Raw genomic sequence first — 4355 nt, 5'->3', positions numbered from 1 at the left:
GGCTGCGTTCGCGCGTGGACGGATTTGCCGGCAAGGTTGCGAAAGGTTTCGAGGCCAATGCCTTCAGCTATCTTCTGGCGCTGCGGCTCGCGCCCGTATTTCCCTTTGCCGTCGTTAATATCGTGCCTGCCCTGTTCAAGGTTCCGCTCACCACCTATGTCCTGGCAACACTCCTGGGCATCCTGCCCGGCGCGCTGGTCTATGCTTCGATTGGCCAGGGTCTGGAAACAATACTCGCTGATGCCGCCGCGCTCGATCGACCCGTTGGCGTGGGTGATCTCGTGACGCCCGGAATTACATTGGGGCTGCTTGGGCTGGCTCTTCTTGCCGCCATCGCGCCGCTCTCGGGTTTCATTCGAAGGAAGCTGTCAGACCGTAACGCCTGACCGACCCGGCAGACCACGATGGAATCCAGCGCCAAATGAGCCAAGTCATGCAAGCGAACTTACCCCCCGAAAGTCTTTCCTGCGATGTCTGCATTATTGGTGGCGGCTCGGCCGGCCTGAGTGCGGCGGCGGGTGCGGCGCAGCTCGGCGCAAGGGTCGTGCTCATCGAGCGTGGGGCCATGGGCGGGGATTGCCTCAATACCGGTTGCGTTCCTTCCAAGTCGCTGATCGCGGCGGCGCACGCCGCACATGTGTTTACCTCGGCGATGGCGTTTGGCGTCGGCGAGGCGATTGCGCCAAAGATCGATTTTGAGGCCGTGCATCGCCATATTCATCAGGTTATCGGCGCCATTGCGCCACACGACAGTGTCGAGCGCTTCGAAGGGCTGGGCATCAAGGTCATCAAGGAAACTGCGCGCTTCATCAGTCCGGCCGAACTGGCCGCTGGCCACTATCGTATCACCGCCCGCCGTTTCGTGATCGCCACCGGCTCCCGTGCGGTTGTCCCGCCGGTACCAGGGTTGGGCGAACTTGGTCCGCTGACCAATGAGAGCGTGTTCGACCTGATCGAGCGCCCTGATCATCTGCTGATCGTTGGTGGCGGGCCCATCGGGCTGGAAATGGCACAGGCTTTCAGGCGCCTGGGTTCGGACGTCACCATGGTCGATGTGGCTGGCATCCTGCCACGCGACGAACCCGAGGCGGTTGAGCTGATCCGAGGCGCTCTGCACGATGAAGGTATCGTGCTTTACGAACATGCCAAGCTGATCGATCCCAAGAAGGGCGAAATGGGTGTCAGTGCGACCATCGAAACGGCAACAGATCGCTACGAAATTACCGCGAGCCATGTGCTGGTCGCCGCGGGCCGCAAAGCCAATGTCGAGGATATGGGGCTGGAGCTGGCCGGAGTAAAATTCGGTCCGAAGGGTATCGAGGTGGATGGCCGTCTGCGGACGTCGAATCCCCGCATTTTCGCGCTTGGCGATGTAGCCGGTGGGCCGCAATTCACCCACATCGCCGGATATCATGCCGGCATCTTCATTCGCAACGCCATGTTCGGCCTGCCGGCCAAGGTGGATTACTCGGCTTTGCCCTGGGTCACTTATCTCGATCCGGAAGTGGCCCATGTCGGATTGACGGAGGCCGAGGCGCGAAAGGCGCAAGGGGAGGTGGTCGTTGTCGTCGAACACATGGAAGAAAATGACCGGGCCCAGGCGGAGCGCCGTACGGAAGGCTTCATCAAGCTGATCCTGACAAGCAAGGGTAAGGTTCTCGGCGTTACTATCGTAGCGCCCCATGCAGGCGAAATGATCAGCCTCTGGGGACTGGTCATTTCTGGCAAGGTAAAGCTCTCGGCGGTGGCGTCCATGGTTGCGCCCTACCCCACCTTGGCCGAAATATCCAAGCGCGCCGCCAGTGCCTATTTCAAGCCCAAGCTGTTCGGGCGCCTGCCGAAAGCCTGGGTTGGACTGGTTCAGAAAATTCTGCCGTGATGCATCAGGGTTCCAGCCGTTGAACCAGCTCTTCTACCAGCGGCATGACCCCGGCCACGATCACCGCGACGCCCTCGGCATTGGGGTGGCGCAAGTCGGGCTGGTTGAGCGCGGGATCCAACGCCACGCCTTCAAGGAAGAACGGGTAGAGCAAAGCGTCGTGTTCCTGGGCCAGGTCGGGGTAGATTGCGTCGAACGCTTCGACATAGTCGTCGCCCAGCCCGCGATTGGCCATCATGCCCACGAGGAGCACTGGTACCTCGAGCGCATCGAGCCGCGCCATGATGGCTTCAAGGTTCGAGCGGGCCTCGGCCGGTGGGAGGCCCTGCAACATATCGTTGGCACCGAGCCCCAGGATGACCGCGTCGGGCGGATCACCCAATGTCCAGTCCAGCCGGGCAAGTCCATCGGCTGTGGTGTCACCAGAAACGCTGGCATTGACCAGGTCGGCCTCAAGTCCCTTGTCTTCCATTGCCGCCTGCAACTGGCCCATAAAGCCTTCATCGGCCGACAAGCCCAGCCCGGCCATAAGAGAGTCGCCATAAAGAAGGATCGTGGGCTCATCGGCCAGTGCCGGTTGCGCCAATGCCGCAATCGTGCCGATCAAGGTCATTGCGCGGATCGGGCGCCGCCACCATCTTGACCCTATCAAGTTCACCACCGTAGTCATTCCGACCAAGTTCTGGCCCTGCTCTCATGATCGATACCATCGCCCGCACGCGGGACATGAACCTGCACCTTAATTCGGGCGGCAGCGCGCTTCATATCCTCAAGTCCATCACGTTTGCGATAAATCCGGGTGAGGTCGTGTCCGTTGTGGGCCCGTCTGGCAGCGGCAAGACCAGCCTGCTGATGGTGTTGGGCGGCCTCGAAAAGGCCAGCGATGGGGTCGTCGCCATCGGCGGCACCAATCTTGCGGGTCTGGACGAGGATCAATTGGCCGATATGCGTCGGCAGAACATCGGCATCCTGTTCCAGAACTTCCACCTCATCCCCTCAATGACTGCGCTGGAGAATGTCGCCCTGGCGCTTGAGATCGCCTTTGACGATCTGCCAGTGGAAGAGATCATGGCACGGGCAAAGGCGGCTCTTGCCGAGGTGGGGCTGGCGCAGCGCGAAACTCACCTGCCCAGCGCCCTTTCAGGGGGCGAGCAGCAACGGGTGGGGCTGGCACGCGCCATTGTGACGCGGCCCAGGCTCCTTCTGGCTGATGAGCCGACCGGCAATCTCGATCAGGAGACGGCCGCGTCGGCCATCGACCTGCTGTTTGCTCTGGCGCGGCGCAACAATATGGCCGTGCTGCTGATTACTCACGACAATAATCTGGCTAAGCGGGCTGACCGGCGCATGCGCATGAACCGGGGGGAACTGCAAGAGCTGGAAGCGACCGTTTCATGAGGCGCCTGCAGGGTTGGCTTCGCGTTGCTTTGGTCGACCTGCGCGGCAGCGCGCGGCGGTTTGTCATTCTCATTGCCTGTCTTGCGCTGGGTGTGGCTGCCATCGGGACTGTCAGCGCCGTGCGCAGCAGCGTAGAGGCCGCCATCGAACGTGACGCCAGGCTGATCCTGGGGGGCGATCTGGAATTGCGGTCCCAGCGCAGCGATGTCGACGATGCGGTGGTCTTGGCGCTTGAGGGGTTGGGGCAGGTCAGCCGGGAAGTCGCGCTCAATACCCAGGCTACGGCCAATGGCAAGAGTGCGTTCCTGTCGCTGCGGGCGGTAAGCGACGCTTACCCTCTGGTGGGAAGCGTTGTCCTTGCTGCCGGGGCCCGAGAAGGCAGCATTGCTGGCCTGCTCGCCGAGCGGAACGGGACTTTCGGGGTGCTGCTTTCCCAACAGGCGGCGCTGCGCCTTGACGTGCAGGTCGGCGAGATTGTCGGCATCGGCGCCCTCGACGTCGAATTGCGCGGCATTATCGACGCCTTGCCCGATCAGGCGACGGCGGGCTTCCAGCTCGGCGCCCCCGCACTGATTTCGCGCGCGGCGCTGGCTCCGGCTGGGCTGCGCGAGGAGGGGGTGCTCAGCCAGTTCCGCTACAAGGTCTTGCTGGCCAACGGCGATTTCGGGACGGCGCGGACCGCGCTCGAAAACGCCTTCCCGGAGGGGGACTGGCAGATCCGCTCCCCCCGTCAGGCGACCGCAACCATTGCCCGGTTCATCGGCGTCTTCGGCAATTTCATGCTGCTGGTGGCGCTTTCTTCCATGGTGGTCGGCGGTCTGGGCGCAGCCAATGCGGTGGCTGCCTATATCGGCGAGCGCCAGGGAGCCATTGCCACAATGCGCTCGCTGGGCGCCAAGAGCGGCCGCATACTCTTTCACTTTATGGTGCAGATCGCCCTGCTCTCGCTCATCGCTGTTGGCATGGGCCTGATAATTGTCGCCGGGGCGACTTTGGCGCTGCTGCCCTTGCTCTCGGGCCTGATCGGCATCGATCTGCCGCCGGTGCTGGACGTCCGGTCCATGCTGGTCGCGGGGGC

5 protein-coding genes are annotated in these 4355 nt (G+C 62.6%); 4 read left to right on the top strand and 1 reads right to left on the bottom strand.

What is annotated here, in order from left to right; all coding sequences use genetic code 11:
• Together GO014_RS18830 and GO014_RS18825 are read left to right on the top strand one after the other, a co-directional pair.
• Window positions 1-386 (top strand): TVP38/TMEM64 family protein (locus tag GO014_RS18830; RefSeq protein ID WP_179953012.1); only part of this gene is annotated, 386 nt, incomplete at its 5' end.
• A gap of 47 nt (window positions 387-433) precedes the next feature.
• On the top strand, window positions 434-1879 hold the full coding sequence (locus GO014_RS18825; RefSeq protein WP_157291814.1) for a dihydrolipoyl dehydrogenase family protein: 1446 nt from the start codon (window positions 434-436) through the stop codon (window positions 1877-1879).
• Window positions 1880-1883: 4 nt separating this feature from the next.
• Here GO014_RS18825 and GO014_RS18820 read toward each other — a convergent pair whose 3' ends face one another.
• Window positions 1884-2492, bottom strand: a complete 609-nt coding sequence (locus tag GO014_RS18820) for an arylesterase (protein WP_210252484.1) — start codon at window positions 2490-2492, stop codon at window positions 1884-1886.
• An 83-nt stretch (window positions 2493-2575) separates the two neighbouring features.
• Here GO014_RS18820 and GO014_RS18815 point away from each other — a divergent pair, with 83 nt between their 5' ends.
• Together GO014_RS18815 and GO014_RS18810 are read left to right on the top strand one after the other, a co-directional pair.
• Complete coding sequence (locus GO014_RS18815) at window positions 2576-3277, top strand: ABC transporter ATP-binding protein (RefSeq protein WP_157291812.1); 702 nt, start codon at window positions 2576-2578, stop codon at window positions 3275-3277.
• Window positions 3274-4355, top strand: a 1082-nt coding sequence (locus GO014_RS18810; RefSeq protein WP_157291811.1) for an FtsX-like permease family protein, incomplete at its 3' end; no start/stop codon positions are given. The genes GO014_RS18815 and GO014_RS18810, both read left to right, overlap by 4 nt.

The sequence above is a fragment of the Devosia marina genome, assembly GCF_009758415.1.
Taxonomy (GTDB): Bacteria; Pseudomonadota; Alphaproteobacteria; order Rhizobiales; family Devosiaceae; genus Devosia; species Devosia marina.
This window is presented reverse-complemented; position numbering and strand designations above follow the sequence as displayed.

Bases quoted from the DNA above. Each gene is read 5' to 3' on its own strand.
- GO014_RS18815 (WP_157291812.1), top strand. From the start codon at position 2,576: ATGATCGATACCATCGCCCGCACGCGGGACATGAACCTGCACCTTAAT.
- GO014_RS18820 (WP_210252484.1), bottom strand. From the start codon at position 2,492: ATGACCTTGATCGGCACGATTGCGGCATTGGCGCAACCGGCACTGGCC.
- GO014_RS18825 (WP_157291814.1), top strand. From the start codon at position 434: ATGCAAGCGAACTTACCCCCCGAAAGTCTTTCCTGCGATGTCTGCATT.